Here is a 12,135-nt window from a genome sequence, read left to right as displayed (position 1 = left end):
CGATCAAAGGAGTCAGACCATGTCAGCCATCCAAATCAGCGCCGTACGCAAGCAGTTCGGCAAGCAGGAAATCCTCAAGTCCATCGATCTCGAGATCCGCGACAAGGAATTCACCGTGCTGCTCGGCCCGTCCGGCTGCGGCAAGTCCACCCTGCTGCGCATCATCGCCGGGCTGGAATACGAGAGCAGCGGCTCCATCCGCATCGGCGAGCGTGAGATCACCTCGCTGGCACCGCGCGATCGTCGCATCGCGATGGTATTCCAGAACTACGCCGTCTTCCCGCACATGACCGTGGCGGAGAACATCGCCTTCGGCCTGCGCGTGCGCAAGGACAGCGAGGCGCATATCCAGCGCAAGGTGAAGGAAACCGCTGAACTGATGCATATCGAGGACCGCCTCGATCACTACTCCGGTCAGCTCTCCGGCGGTCAGCGTCAGCGTGTCGCGGTCGCGCGCGCCCTGGCGATGGAGCCGGAAGTGCTGCTGATGGATGAGCCGCTCTCGAATCTGGACGCCCTGCTGCGTCTGGAGATGCGCGCCGAGCTCAAGACCATCCTCGCCGCCTCCGACACCACCACCATCTACGTGACCCACGACCAGGTCGAGGCCATGAGCCTAGCGGACCGTATCGCGGTCATGAAGGGTGGCCAGATCGAGCAGTACGCACCGCCGTCCGAGATCTACCACTACCCGGCGACCGAATTCGTCGGCAGCTTCATCGGCAACCCGCCGATGAACTTCATCGCCCCGGATGCACGCTGGAATCAACCCACCAGCACTTCGCCGTCCGCCAGCCAGATCCACAAATGCGGCATTCGCCCCGAAGACTTCGAGGTGCGCTTCGAGCCCACCGAGAACTTCGCGCCGGTGCGCGTGCTGGTCTCGGAATTGCTGGGATCGCACAAGCAGCTGACCGCCCGTTTCGGCGACGAGATGATTCGCGTCAACGTGCCGAGTGATCTCGAGGTCGGCAATGGCAGCGACATCCACATCCGCCCGCTGGCCGAGAAGGTGCGCTTCTACGACCACAGCGGCCACCTGATGTCGGCGTAAGGCACCCCGACCCCGCTCTACCCAACCTTTCAGCCCAAACCTTTCATCCCGAACGGAGCCGACTTACATGAATGCCAAGCTCGACGCGCTCAGCGCTCACGACGTTCTCAAGCTCAACGACCTGGGCGGCTACACCGTGCCCACGCGTGGCCTCTATCCCTTCCAGTGGAACTGGGACGCCGCCATCACCGCGCTGGGCTGGCTGGCCGCCGGTGACGAAGCGCGTGCCTGGCGTGAGGTCGAGCGCTTGCTGGAAGGTCAGTGGGATAACGGCATGGTGCCGCACATCGTCTTCCACGGTGACGCGGAAACCTACTTCCCGGGACCGGAAGTATGGGGCGTCAAGCATAGCCCATCGACCAGCGCCATTTCCCAGCCGCCTGTGCTGGCCAGCGTCATGAAGCTGCTGTTCGAGGAAGGCCGTGATCGCAAGCTGGCCGAGGAAAAGCTGGCCGCCACCCTGCCCGGCGTCATTCGCTACCACCTGTGGTTCTACCGCGATCGCGATCCGGAACACACCGGCCGCGTGTGCAGCTATCACCCGTGGGAATCGGGCATGGACAATAGCCCTCAGTGGGATGGCCCGCTGGCTGGCGTGCCGCCGGTCGATGCTGAATACGTGCGTCGCGACACCGGGCTGGTCGATCCGTCCGAGCGCCCGCACAAGTACGAATATGATCGCTATATCTATCTGGTGAAGTTCTTCCAGCAGAATGAGCACGACGCCGAGGCGCTGTATCGCGACTGCCCGTACCGTGTCGAGGACATCAGCCTGATCTCCATCCTGCACCGCGGCACGCGCGACCTGATCGCGCTGTGCGAAGAAGATGCCGCCGGCCTGGGCCTGGTCAACACCCATGGAGAGGCGCTCTTCAGTCTCAAGCAGTCTCTGGCGCGCACCGAGGAAGGCGTGCAGGCGCTTTGGAGCGATGAGCTGGGCTGCTTCCTGAGCCGCGATGCGCGTGCCAACGTTCTGCTGGAGCACGTCACCACCGCCGGCATTCTGCCGCTGTTCGCCGGTGTCGCCAGCGGCGCCCAGGCGCAGCGCATGGGCGGACTGCTTGAGGAATGGCTGGAACAGGCGCCCTTCGGTGTCGCCTCCACCCACCCGGTCAGCACCCGCTTCGAGCCGAAGCGTTACTGGCGCGGACCGAGCTGGCTGCATATCAACTGGATGCTGGCCATCGGCTGCGAGGAATATGGCATGTCCCGCGAGTCCGACCAGATCAAGCAGGCCAGCCAAAAGTGCATCGAGGCCGCCGGCTACTACGAGTACTTCAACTCGGTAACCGGCGAAGGCTGTGGCGGTCGCGACTTCTCCTGGACCGCGGCGATGGACCTCTACTGGCTCAACCCGCTGGAGAGCTTCACTGCCAGCAAGGCGGCAGCCGGCGTCGTGGAGGCTTCCTGATGACTCAGCAAGCCTCTCAACTAGCGCAGGCACCGCAACAGGCACCGCTGACCAGACAGGCAGTACCGCCCATGCCGGCAACTTTCGCCAGCCGCGGCTTTCTGGACACGCATATCCGCTCGATCATGGACTTTTATCTGCCCAACGCGATAGATCATGAGCGCGGTGGCTACTTCCAGGCCTGGCGCGACGACGGCACAGTGTATGCGCCCGCGGCGCGTCATCTGGTCAGCAGCACGCGAATGGTGTTCAACTTCGCGATGGAATATCTGCGCAGCGGTGATGAGCAGTGTCTGGCCGCGACCCGCCACGGCATCGACTACCTGCGCAATGTCCATCTCGATCCGCAGACCGGTGGCTATCTGTGGTCGCTGAGCGAGCAAGGCGAGGCGGACCACACCAACCAGTGCTACGGCCTGGCGTTCGTGATGCTGGCCTATGCGACGGCCTATCGCGCCGGTATCGAGGAGGCTCGTGGCTGGCTCGAGGAGACCCGCGTGCTGATGGAAGACAAGTTCTGGTCGCCAGAGGCGGGGCTCTATGCCGACGAGGCCAGCGCCGATTGGCAGACGCTGTCCGACTACCGTGGCCAGAACGCCAACATGCATGCCTGTGAAGCCATGCTGGCCGCCTTCGAAGCCACCGATGAGGCGCACTATCTGGAGCGGGCCATGACCCTGGCCAGCAACATCTGCCAGCGTCAGGCCGCCAAGGCCGATGGCCTGATCTGGGAGCATTACGATCGCGACTGGAACGTCGACTGGGACTACAACCGCGACGACCCCAAGAACCTCTATCGTCCGTGGGGCTTCCAGCCGGGGCACCTGACGGAATGGGCCAAGCTGCTGCTGATGCTCAAGCGTCATCGCGATGACGACTGGCTGCTGCCGACCGCGCAGCGTCTGTTCGATACCGCCTTGGATCTGGCCTGGGACAGCGAGCGCGGCGGCATCTACTACGGCTTCGCGCCGGATGGCACCATCTGCGACGACGACAAGTACTTCTGGGTGCAAGCCGAGAGCCTGGTGGCTGCGGCGCTGCTGCACGAGGCCACCGGCAATTCACACTACGCCGAGTGGTACGAGCGCCTGTGGGGCTATGCCTGGCAGCACTTCATCGACCACCGGTACGGTGCCTGGTATCGCCTACTGAATTCTGACAACCAGCGCTTCGATGACCTCAAGAGCTCACCGGGTGCCAAGTGTGACTATCACAGCCTCGGCGCCTGTCATGAGCTGTTGCGCGTGATCACCCGCGACTGACCGCAGGCTGCTGTCCCGGGGCATGAATGTCTGCCCTGAATTAGCGATGGCAATAAAATGACGACCCGACTCTCCGCCTCTGCGGGGCGTCGGGTCGTTGCGTTTTTGTCGTTGCATTTTGTTCGTTGCGTTCTGTTCGTGCCATCGAGTGCAGGTCGAACCGACCAGCTTGCACATCGCGAGCTATTTTTTAGCACACCCATCGTGTTTCTTTAGAGCACTGCTAATGACAATACTGAATTGCGCTGATCACCCCACAAGAGGGTGACAGTCACCATCCGCGGGAATGACCCGACGCGATGTCCGTCTCGAATGTCTCAAAAAAGCAGAAACTACAATAACAAGCGGAGTCCTACATGCCCCTTTCTCAACTACTGGACTGGCGGTTACACCTGCTGGTCGTGGTGCTGTCTCTCAGCGCCGAATTGATCGGTATTCTCAAGTTCCCGCTAGGCCTCGGCACATTGCTGCTGTTGCCGCTGTTCTATGCCTTCATTGCCGCCGTACTGTGCAATCCGCACCTATTCAGTGGTACCAAGCGCTTCATCCCGCCGGTAGTCAGCGCGGCAGCAGGGCCAGTCATCCTGCTGTCGATCATGCCGTTCATCGCCCGTTTCGGTTCCACCATCGGCCCGGCCATCGAGCAGCTGATCTCGGCGGGGCCGGCGCTGATCCTGCAGGAGCTGGGTAATCTGGGCACGATGCTGATCGCGATGCCGATCGCGGTGGTGGTGCTCAAGATGGGCCGCGAGGCGATCGGTGCGACTTACTCCATCGCGCGTGAACCCAATATCGCGATCATCTCCGACAAATATGGCCTCAAGGGCCCGGAAGGTGTCGGCGTGATGGGCGTATATGTCGTGGGCACCATGTTCGGCACCCTGTGGTTCGCGCTGATGGCGGGCTACCTAACCTCACTGGACATCTTCGATCCACGTGCACTGGCCATGGCCTGCGGTGTCGGTAGCGGCAGCATGGTGGCGGCGTGTTCCGGCGCCATCGCCGGTGCCCTGCCGGAGATGGGCGAAGATCTGCTGGCCTTCGCCGGCGCCAGCAACCTGCTGACCTATGCCACCGGCCTCTATGTATCGCTGTTCATCGCCCTACCGGTTGCCGAGCGCCTGTTCCGCTTCTTCAGCCGCAACCGGGCTGGCAACGATGACGCCATGAATGATGAGGAAGCCAAACTCGCTTCCGAAGCACTGGCCGAAGACCGTCCGGAGAACCAGCTGGGCAAGACAGCACTGGTCGTCGCAGCCGTCTGCGTAGTCGGCTGGGTGGTCAACACCATCAATGGTGCCAGCCTGATTGATGCAGCGCCCGGCATGCTGATCCTGTACGTGATGACCATGCTCGGTCTGCTGGTCGCCCGCGTCATGCCCTTCTACCTGCCGGCCATCGCTTGGGTGTCGCTGGTCAGCATCCTGATGACACTGCCGTGGTTCCCAGGCAGCGGCTGGATCACCGAGCAGTTGGGCTTCGTCAACTTCCTCGCCATCGTCACGCCGGTACTCGGCTATGCGGGTCTGGCGCTGAGCAAGCGCGAGTTCAGCATGTTCCGCCAGGCGGGCTGGAAGCTGGTGATCATCTCGCTGCTGGTCTTCACTGGTACCTATATCGGCTCGGCGGTCGTGGCGCAGGCACTGCTCTGATCACACGGGCTTCGGGCTGTACCTTTCGCATTACCTTTCGCCTCTCACTTTGCTACCCCCTTCTCATCACTTTCACGCCGGCACTCCAGGGTGCCGGTTTCCACAGGAATACAGCATGCAACTACCCGACAAGATCGACGAGGCACTGCTGCGCAGCTGGCGTCATGAGTTTCATAAGCATCCCGAGACGGCCTTCGAGGAGCACCGCACCTCGGCGCGCGTCGCCGAGATCCTGCGTGCGGCAGGCTTGGAAGTCACCACGGGGCTCGCCGAGACCGGCGTGATCGCGGTGCTCGACGGGAAGCTGGGCAAGGGCCAGACCATCGGCCTGCGCGCCGACATGGATGCGCTGGATGTCACCGAGGCCAACGCCGTCTCACATTGCTCGCACACACCGGGCAAGATGCATGCCTGCGGCCATGATGGCCACACCACCATGCTGCTGGGCGCGGCCTGTGAACTGGCGCGCGCCCCGGACTTTGCCGGCCGCGTGGTGTTTGTGTTCCAGCCGGCCGAGGAGAACGAAGGCGGCGGCCGTCGCATGGTCGAGGACGGCCTGTTCGAGCAGTTCCCGATGGATGCCATCTATGGCCTGCACAACTGGCCGGGGCTGGCGCTCGGCGAGGCGGCCGTGCATGAAGAGGCGGTGATGGCGGCCTTCGATGTCTTCACCCTGACCCTGAGCGGTCACGGCTGCCACGCCGCCATGCCGCATCTGGGCAAGGACACCATCCTGGCGGCCTGTCAGCTGGTGACCCAGCTGCAGGGGCTGATCAGCCGCGAGACGCCGGCGCACCAGACCGCGATTCTCAGCATCACCCAGTTCCATGCCGGTGATGCCTTCAACGTGATGCCGGAAGAGGTCGAACTGCGCGGCACCCTGCGCTGCTTCGACCCGACACTGCGCGCGCATCTGCAGCAGCGCTTCCATGACGCCGTCGATGCCATGGCGACCTTCCACGGTCTCAAGGTCAACTTCGACTATCAGCCGCGCTATCCCGCGACGCTCAATGCGCCCGGCCATGCCGAACGCTGCGCCAGCGTTCTCGAGCAGCTGCCGAGCATCCAGCGGGTCCATCGTGACCTGCCACCCTCGATGGCCTCGGAAGACTTCGCCTATCTGCTGCAGGAATGTCCGGGCGCCTATATCTGGCTGGGCAACGGCGAAGACAGCGCCTCGCTGCACAACCCCCACTACGACTTCAATGATGCTGCCACGCCCATCGGTGTCAGCTACTGGACGTCGCTGGTGCGTCAGCTGCTGGCTGTTGGCGGATAGCAGATGGCCGGGATGAAGCACTGACGAAACCACCATCACTGATCAAAACCATCACTGATCAAGACCACCAGCGACTCGGGCCCGGCGAGGGGTGCTCAGCATGAAGATCTGCGTGATTGGCGATGCGCCCATTGGCACTCGGGCTATACAGGCGCTTGCGCATGCCGGAGTCGAGGGCGTCACGGTAGTGGCAGCGCCCGAGGGGCAAATCGCGAGCCATTCGTCCTTCAGCGCCGAGGTCTACCTGATGGCGCTGGCCACATCGCAACAGGTGCAGAAGGTACTGACGGGCAAGCAAGGCCTGCTGCGCAGGGCGCCGCCAGGCAGTACCGTGATCGATCTATGCAGTGGTGATGTCACGCTCAGCCGCGAACTGGGCGTGCAGACACGCCTCGCCGGCCATCACTGGCTGGAAGCGGCCACCAGTCGCAACCCGGCCGATGAGGCGAATGACAGCCTGACGCTGTTGATCGGCAGTGATGAGGCGACAGTGACGCGCATGACAGCGCTGCTTGATGCCATCTGCACGCAGCATCTGCATGTCGGGGACGCCGGCTGTGGCCATGCCGCCGCCCTGGCCAGCGACTATCTGCATACCGCGCACCTGATCACCACCGCCGAGGCGGTCGCCATGGCCTATCGCGCAGGCGTGACACCTCAGGCGTGCATCGATGCCATCAACCTGGGTGCCGGGCGCAGTGCCGTGAGCGAGGTGAATTTTCCGCGTTGGGTGCTGCCTGGCCGCTATGACTCGGGGATCTCCACCGGTCAGCTGCGCCGCGACCTGCGCCTGGCGCGCAGTTTCGTCACCACGCTCAACCTGGCAGAAGGCTTGATGAAGGCGGTCTTCGAACGCTGTCAGCCGCCGGAGCTGTGTCCGGCGGACGAGGATGATCTCCATCATCTATGTGATCGCTGGCTGAGCAAGGTGCCCGCCCAGCTGCGCCCGCCTCAACTGACCGAAACCAGAGCCCCTGGATCATGAGGCCCGAGGTCAGCGCGCTTCCTGACGCGGACCGCTGAATGCCGTGATCCAGCGTTCGAGATGACGAAGCAACTGCAGGCTGGCACGCGGCATGCGCCGTCCGACCCGCGTGATGATATGTGCGCGGGCCTGGCGGAAGCTGGCACATTCCACATCCCGCGCGATCAACACGCCCTCCTGGAGCTCACGGGCCGCGGCAAAGGCCGGCAACAGCGTGATGCACAGTTCGGACCGCGCCGCCTGCTTGAGCACTTCCATGGAATTGGTCTGCACCACCATATGCGGGCGCACCCCCGCCTCACGAAAACCATCGTCCATCAGCTGACGCACGCCGTGACTCGGCCCCCACAGCGCCATGGGGTGCTGCGCCACTTCCTCGAGTGTCAGCGCATGGGCCTCGCTCGCCAGCGGATGCTCCGGCGACATGATGGCCACCAGCGGCTGCGGACTCGAATGCCAGAAGCGCAACTGGGGATGGACCCGCTCGTGATACATCAGGCCGATATCCGCCTCATCCTCGATCACGCTGTCGATGATGCTCTGCATGCTGCCGGTATCGACCTTGAGCGTGATGCCGGGGTACTGCTTGCGAAAGGCGCGCAGCGGACTGTTGATGATATCGCCGACGAAGCCTTCGCCGATGATCAGGCGAATTTCCCCGGTTTCCAGCCGCTGATAGGCATCGAGGCGCTCGCCGAGGTGCTGGTCGAGCTTCTCTCGCTGCAGGATGTAATCCAGCAGCATCTCGCCGACTCGCGTCGGCTGCACGCCGTCACGGGTACGCTCGATGAGCGAGGCGGCCATGGCCTCTTCGAGCAGACCTATCTGACGACTGACAGCCGAGGGAGCGATGTTCAGACGCGCTGCGGCACGCCGGATGGAGCCGGCTTCGACGGTGACCTGAAAATAGACAAGACGCTGATGCGGGATATCCATAAGGCGCTCTGCAGAGGATGGGAGAGGGAATTACATAAGTGCCAGGGAAAGTGCTGCCAAGAATGTCTGGATAACTGGACAGTCTTCACACAGGACGCAGCCAGCAGAGTACTCGATATTCTGACGTCTCGGGCAGCACGCGGTTGAACTCCCCCACCCTCAACGCCATATCAGAACGAATCATCACTTCACCTCCTCTTCATGACAGTTCTCACGGCCCTCCGCGCCGTGACGCGAAGACAGGCGATCAGCGTCGCGAGCAGGCCGAATGGAGAAGCAGACGCACCCGCCATTCTGAAGCCAGTGCGCGAATAGGCTAAGATGGTCCATCGCTCCATTGACTGTGTCTGCGTGACACACCACACAGTCCCCATGACAAGGAGATTCAATATGCTGACCATCTCCAATTCGGTAGCGCTGGCCGACTGGGAAATCGACCTCACCCAGATTCGCGCCCAGGGCAATGGCGGCCAGAACGTCAACAAGGTCGCCTCCGCCGTTCACCTGCGCTTCGATGTGCAGCGCTCGACGCTGCCCGGCTTCTACAAGGAGCGCCTGATGCAGCTGTCGGATCAGCGCATCAGCAAGGAAGGCGTCATCATCATCAAGGCGCAGAGCCATCGCACCCTCGAGTTGAACAAGGAGGATGCGCTGGCGCGTCTCAAGGCGATGATTCTGGAAGCCGTGAAGGTACAGAAGGCGCGCCGTGCGACAGCGCCCAGCAAGGGCGCCAAGCGTCGCCGCGTCGACAGCAAGACGCGCAAGGGCAAGATCAAGGCCATGCGTGGCAAGGTACAGGACTGACATCGCCGCAAGCGGCGGCCAGTTCACGACTCATAACTCACGTCAGGGATGACAATTCATGCGCAATATCATCAGCTCGGCCGTGCTGGGCGGCCTGCTGGCCGTGGGGATGGTCTGGAGTGGCAGCTATCTCAAGCAGGCTGCCCAGGTATGGGAATCTTCCAGCCGTGTAGTTACGGTAAAGGGACTCGCGGAGCGCGAGGTCAAGGCCGACCTGGCCCTCTGGCCGCTGCACTTCAGCGTCAATGCCAATCAGCTGACCGGGCTTCATGAGGCGCTGGCCAATGATGAGCGCAAGATTCGCGCCTTTCTCACCGCCCAGGGCTTCCCCTCCGACCAGGTCAGCGTGACCTCTCCCCAAGTGACTGACCTTTACGCCAACAGCTACAACGCCCAGCGCCCGGATGAGCGCTATCGCGCCGAAGCTACGGTGCTGGTGCGCTCGCCCAAGGTCGACCTCGTCAAGCAAAGCGCCTCACTGACCGGTGAACTGGTGCGCGAGGGTATCCTGCTCTCGGCTGACTATGCCTACCGCACCGAATTCCTGTTCACGGGGCTTGAAGCCATCAAGCCGGACATGATCGCGGCCGCGACCGCGGATGCCCGACGCGCCGCCCAGCAGTTCGCGGAGGATTCCGGTAGCACGGTCGGCCACATCAAGCATGCCAGCCAGGGCTATTTCTCGATCTCGGACCTCGACAGCTATACCCCTGACATCAAGAAGGTCAGAGTCGTGACCACCATCGACTACACCCTGAGCCACTGATCACCTCTCGACAGCCCCCTTCTTCGCCGTATGGAGCCCCAATGCCCGACACCCCGCTGAGCAAGACCCAGACAAGCTTCTATCGACGCCTGTTCGTGGCCCACCTCATCGCGCATGACATCGCCAGCGTGCCAGCCATCATCGCGGCCACCGGCATGCCGCGGCGTACCGCCCAGGACACCATCACCGCCCTGGGTGAGCTCGAGATCGTCTGTGAATTCCAGCGCGAGGAAGGCCAGCGCAACAATATCGGCCACTACGTGATTCGTGACTGGGGGCCGATCAATGCCCAGTGGGTAGCCGACAATGCCGAGCGCCTGCAGAAAGCGCTGGGCTATGCGTGAGGGGCATGAACTTGATCGAAAAACGAGGGCCGAGAAATGGGGGGCGAGAGATGGCTTTCGAGAATGAGCTCTCAAGCATGAGGCCTCAAGCATGATGGCTGACCCATGACGGCCGAGATTCTGGACAGTGCCGTTCAGCACGGCGTGATCGCAGTGCTGATCCAGCTGGCGCTGTGGCCGCTGTTTGGCGTGGGGTCGGCAGGTGCCATCGCCGTCGCCCTGTTTCTGGGCCGTGAGATCGCTCAGCATGAATACAAGGGCGATGGACCCAAGGCAGAGAACTGGGACTACGGCCTGCTGCAGCACTGGAATCTGGATTCCTGTCTCGATGTCGCCCTGCCGCTGCTCTGCTGTGTGAGCCTGGCCAGTACGGTCTGGGCGTTCAGGCGCTACCTGACCCGGGAGTGATCCGCGGCCCGCCTCGCGACTAGATGGGTCGCTCAAGCGCACGGCGAAAAGTGAACGTCGTAAAAAGTGAAAAACCCGTGCAGTCTTCTCTGAACGACTCCCCTCCCCCAGCGCTGCGTTCCACCCTTCCTTGCCCTGCGCGTTTTGACTGTCCTTGTAGCCTTTTCTTCCTGGCTGTCTTCCTTGCTGCCTCGCTAGCCCTGTGCTTGGCTGTCTCTTGCCTACATCTGGCCTGCTTTTCACCTCAGCACGGTGCAACGATATTCGCTGGAAAGCGTTGCCTCAAGCATCATCAGCCAACGGCAATGCTGGTGACACTGCGCCGTGCAGCGCCCGTCGCAGTGGCGGAAGGCGCAGAAGCAGCGCGACGACGCAGCGGATGTCGGGCGCGATCCTGCAGGTAGGCCGAGAGCGTTTCCGGGCGAATGCCGGGATGCTGAAAGACGTAATCCTCGGTGATGATCGACAGAAATTCTGCACTGCGTGCGCCCGCGACCTCAAATCCCAGGATGAAGTGGCGCGACTGAGAGACCTCGAAGCAATAGTTCTCGGCGGCCACGGCGCAGGTCTGCACCACGTAGCCTCCCGCCCAGCTGTTCTTTAAGGATGGATCGTTCGGGATTGAATCGAGATGCCGTGTGAACGTCTATGATTTTCATTATCACCCCCAATATCGACTGGCGCAGTATATACGAAAAATCTAATACTTTCATGATCAGAGAAATCACCCTACCTGCCCCGCACTTCGAACCGACAGTCAATTGATCCAGATCAACTCAAGCGGCAGCGACTTCTGGGCCAGATGCCAGTGGCATCTGCCTGGATCAATAGAAAAGCGCTTGCGCGAGCACAGTGCTGATTGAGCTGAGAGGCAAGGAAAGAGAGCAATACGAACCAAAGGAGAGATACGCGAGGCAGGCGGGTCATCGCGAGAATGGTGATGAAGAATGGAAATCGGGAGCTGAAAAATGAAGAGCAGTGAGTGAATAGTGACGAGATGGGCATCTTCAGGACATGCGAAAACACAAAAAGGCCATCCGTTACCGGATGGCCTTTTCACTTGAATCTGGTCGGGACGACAGGATTCGAACCTGCGACCTCTGCAACCCCATTGCAGCGCGCTACCAAGCTGCGCCACGTCCCGACAGTGTCTGGAAGAGCTTCCCCCTCAAGACGAGACGTAATGTACCGCATTGATCTCAAAAAGAAAAGCAGGAATCTCACATTTCTTTAC

Annotated in this window: 12 protein-coding genes and 1 tRNA gene; 10 read left to right on the top strand and 3 right to left on the bottom strand. The window is 61.9% G+C overall.

The window, feature by feature from the left end; all coding sequences use genetic code 11:
- The first annotated feature begins 19 nt into the window (after positions 1-19).
- From QQF40_RS08600 to QQF40_RS08575, 6 genes are all read left to right on the top strand, one after another.
- Positions 20-1,054, top strand: coding sequence for an ABC transporter ATP-binding protein (locus QQF40_RS08600; protein WP_043334938.1), 1,035 nt, complete (start codon positions 20-22; stop codon positions 1,052-1,054).
- 67 nt (positions 1,055-1,121) lie between these two features.
- Positions 1,122-2,465 (top strand): MGH1-like glycoside hydrolase domain-containing protein, encoded by a 1,344-nt coding sequence (locus QQF40_RS08595; protein ID WP_285461076.1) that lies wholly within the window; start codon positions 1,122-1,124, stop codon positions 2,463-2,465.
- Entirely contained in the window at positions 2,465-3,727 is a 1,263-nt protein-coding gene (locus QQF40_RS08590) for an AGE family epimerase/isomerase (protein WP_352230727.1), read from the top strand. Before QQF40_RS08595 ends, QQF40_RS08590 begins: the two co-directional genes overlap by 1 nt.
- A gap of 356 nt (positions 3,728-4,083) precedes the next feature.
- Entirely contained in the window at positions 4,084-5,379 is a 1,296-nt protein-coding gene (locus QQF40_RS08585) for a DUF3100 domain-containing protein (protein WP_285461075.1), read from the top strand.
- 115 nt (positions 5,380-5,494) lie between these two features.
- Entirely contained in the window at positions 5,495-6,658 is a 1,164-nt protein-coding gene (locus QQF40_RS08580) for a M20 aminoacylase family protein (RefSeq protein ID WP_285461074.1), read from the top strand.
- Between the two features lie 100 nt (positions 6,659-6,758).
- Entirely contained in the window at positions 6,759-7,643 is an 885-nt protein-coding gene (locus QQF40_RS08575; RefSeq protein WP_285461073.1) for an NAD(P)-dependent oxidoreductase, read from the top strand.
- Positions 7,644-7,652: 9 nt separating this feature from the next.
- Here QQF40_RS08575 and QQF40_RS08570 read toward each other — a convergent pair whose 3' ends face one another.
- On the bottom strand, positions 7,653-8,579 hold the full coding sequence (locus QQF40_RS08570; protein ID WP_153635907.1) for a LysR family transcriptional regulator: 927 nt from the start codon (positions 8,577-8,579) through the stop codon (positions 7,653-7,655).
- Between the two features lie 390 nt (positions 8,580-8,969).
- On the opposite strand from QQF40_RS08570, the gene arfB reads away from it, so the two are divergent.
- The 4 genes from arfB to QQF40_RS08550 all read left to right on the top strand — a co-directional run bounded on the left by arfB (position 8,970) and on the right by QQF40_RS08550 (position 10,901).
- The gene (gene arfB, locus QQF40_RS08565; protein ID WP_043334927.1) at positions 8,970-9,383 is read left to right on the top strand and encodes an alternative ribosome rescue aminoacyl-tRNA hydrolase ArfB; all 414 of its coding nucleotides are present in this window, start codon (positions 8,970-8,972) and stop codon (positions 9,381-9,383) included.
- A gap of 58 nt (positions 9,384-9,441) precedes the next feature.
- Positions 9,442-10,149 carry an SIMPL domain-containing protein gene (locus tag QQF40_RS08560; RefSeq protein ID WP_285461072.1) on the top strand — a complete coding sequence of 236 codons (708 nt, stop codon included), beginning with the start codon at positions 9,442-9,444 and terminating at the stop codon, positions 10,147-10,149.
- 41 nt (positions 10,150-10,190) lie between these two features.
- Entirely contained in the window at positions 10,191-10,493 is a 303-nt protein-coding gene (locus tag QQF40_RS08555; protein ID WP_153635910.1) for a winged helix-turn-helix domain-containing protein, read from the top strand.
- Positions 10,494-10,598: 105 nt separating this feature from the next.
- Positions 10,599-10,901 carry a hypothetical protein gene (locus QQF40_RS08550; protein WP_285461071.1) on the top strand — a complete coding sequence of 101 codons (303 nt, stop codon included), beginning with the start codon at positions 10,599-10,601 and terminating at the stop codon, positions 10,899-10,901.
- Between the two features lie 292 nt (positions 10,902-11,193).
- Here QQF40_RS08550 and QQF40_RS08545 read toward each other — a convergent pair whose 3' ends face one another.
- Both QQF40_RS08545 and QQF40_RS08540 read right to left on the bottom strand, forming a co-directional pair.
- Positions 11,194-11,478: a hypothetical protein gene (locus QQF40_RS08545; protein ID WP_285461070.1), complete on the bottom strand. Its 285-nt coding sequence runs from the start codon at positions 11,476-11,478 to the stop codon at positions 11,194-11,196.
- Positions 11,479-11,968: 490 nt separating this feature from the next.
- Positions 11,969-12,045, bottom strand: a tRNA-Pro gene (locus QQF40_RS08540).
- Positions 12,046-12,135 lie beyond the last annotated feature (90 nt).

It is taken from the genome of Cobetia sp. LC6 (genome assembly GCF_030264805.1).
GTDB lineage: Bacteria > Pseudomonadota > Gammaproteobacteria > Pseudomonadales > Halomonadaceae > Cobetia.
Note: the sequence above shows the minus strand (reverse complement) of the source record. Positions and strands in the feature narration are given on the sequence as shown.

Excerpts from the sequence above, each read along its gene's own strand:
- QQF40_RS08600 (WP_043334938.1), top strand. The coding sequence starts at position 20 with ATGTCAGCCATCCAAATCAGCGCCGTACGCAAGCAGTTCGGCAAGCAG.
- QQF40_RS08595 (WP_285461076.1), top strand. The coding sequence starts at position 1,122 with ATGAATGCCAAGCTCGACGCGCTCAGCGCTCACGACGTTCTCAAGCTC.
- QQF40_RS08590 (WP_352230727.1), top strand. The coding sequence starts at position 2,465 with ATGACTCAGCAAGCCTCTCAACTAGCGCAGGCACCGCAACAGGCACCG.
- QQF40_RS08585 (WP_285461075.1), top strand. The coding sequence starts at position 4,084 with ATGCCCCTTTCTCAACTACTGGACTGGCGGTTACACCTGCTGGTCGTG.
- QQF40_RS08580 (WP_285461074.1), top strand. The coding sequence starts at position 5,495 with ATGCAACTACCCGACAAGATCGACGAGGCACTGCTGCGCAGCTGGCGT.
- QQF40_RS08575 (WP_285461073.1), top strand. The coding sequence starts at position 6,759 with ATGAAGATCTGCGTGATTGGCGATGCGCCCATTGGCACTCGGGCTATA.
- QQF40_RS08570 (WP_153635907.1), bottom strand. The coding sequence starts at position 8,579 with ATGGATATCCCGCATCAGCGTCTTGTCTATTTTCAGGTCACCGTCGAA.
- arfB (WP_043334927.1), top strand. The coding sequence starts at position 8,970 with ATGCTGACCATCTCCAATTCGGTAGCGCTGGCCGACTGGGAAATCGAC.
- QQF40_RS08560 (WP_285461072.1), top strand. The coding sequence starts at position 9,442 with ATGCGCAATATCATCAGCTCGGCCGTGCTGGGCGGCCTGCTGGCCGTG.
- QQF40_RS08555 (WP_153635910.1), top strand. The coding sequence starts at position 10,191 with ATGCCCGACACCCCGCTGAGCAAGACCCAGACAAGCTTCTATCGACGC.
- QQF40_RS08550 (WP_285461071.1), top strand. The coding sequence starts at position 10,599 with ATGACGGCCGAGATTCTGGACAGTGCCGTTCAGCACGGCGTGATCGCA.